We start from the raw sequence: 1,113 nt of genomic DNA, 5'->3' as shown, positions 1-1,113 counted from the left end.
TGTGATGTCCGGGGAGGTTGGTCAGCCGGGTGACCGGCGGCTTGCCGCCGGTTGAGCTGTGGGGTCGATGATGATTGTAGAAGTGCATCCAGCCCGGTAACGCCGCCCGGCGCAGGGCATCGGACGGGTAGAAGCGTGCGTAGGCCCACCCCTCGGCCAGAGTCCGGTGGAAGCGTTCGATCTTGCCGTTGGTCTGTGGCCGGTAAGGCCGGGTCCGTTTCGGGCTGATGCCCAGCTCGGTGCAGGTGTCGCGCCAGGCGTGGGACCGGTAGGCCGAGCCGTTGTCCGAGAGCACCCGCTCGACACGCGCGCCGCGGGCGGCGAACCAGGCCACCGCCCGGCGCAGGACCCCGATGGCGGTGGCGGCGGTTTCGTCGGCGTGGATCTCGGCATAGGCGACCCGGGAATGGTCGTCGAGCACGGTGTGCACGAACGCGGTCCCGATCTTGGGATTGCGGTGGGCGTTGCGGGGTTTGCCCGGTGTCGCGGCCCGGTTGCGGTCGCCTTGGGCGCGCCCGACGTAGCGCCAGCCGCCGCCGTCGGGGATGTTGCCGAACTTGGTGACATCGACATGGATCAGCGAACCGGGATGGTCGTGTTCGTAACGGCGCAACGGTTCGCCGGTGACCCGGTCGATCCGGGAAAGGCGGTTGATCCGGCAGCGCACCAGCACCGCGTGGACCGTGGATGCGGGCAGGTCGAGCCGGCCGCCGATCTGGACCGGCCCGAGCCGCTTGCGCCACCGCAACCGCACGATCGCCCGCACCAGGTGCTCGGGGGTGCGGGCCGGGCTGTGATGCGGACGCGAGCTGCGGTCAGCCATCCCGGCCGTTCCTTCGGCGCGGTAGCGGTCGGCCCACTTCGCGGCGGTCTTGGTGGCGACCATGAACATTTTCGCCGCTGCTGTGCAGGTCCAGCCCTGTTCGACGATCAGGCGGGCCAGTCGTAGCCGGGTGCGTGGGGTCAGGGTGGCGTTAGGGTGGGACACGAAGGCCTCCGGGCGGTGACGTGGTTCCTAGACAGCTCCACTTCACATCCGGAGGCCTTCACCTGTCTGCACGACAGGCCGTCACCGGGTCACCTCAGCTCGGGACAACGTCCCTGAACATCACA

1 protein-coding gene is annotated in these 1,113 nt (G+C 69.2%); it reads right to left on the bottom strand.

Going from position 1 to position 1,113, the window contains the following annotated elements:
* A partial coding sequence (locus ACLJQM_RS48180) for an IS481 family transposase (protein WP_410636677.1) occupies positions 1 to 988 on the bottom strand: 988 nt, incomplete at its 3' end.
* Positions 989 to 1,113 lie beyond the last annotated feature (125 nt).

The organism is Amycolatopsis sp. cmx-4-83 (assembly GCF_046548815.1).
GTDB classification, from domain to species: domain Bacteria; phylum Actinomycetota; class Actinomycetes; order Mycobacteriales; family Pseudonocardiaceae; genus Amycolatopsis; species Amycolatopsis pretoriensis_A.
This window is presented reverse-complemented; position numbering and strand designations above follow the sequence as displayed.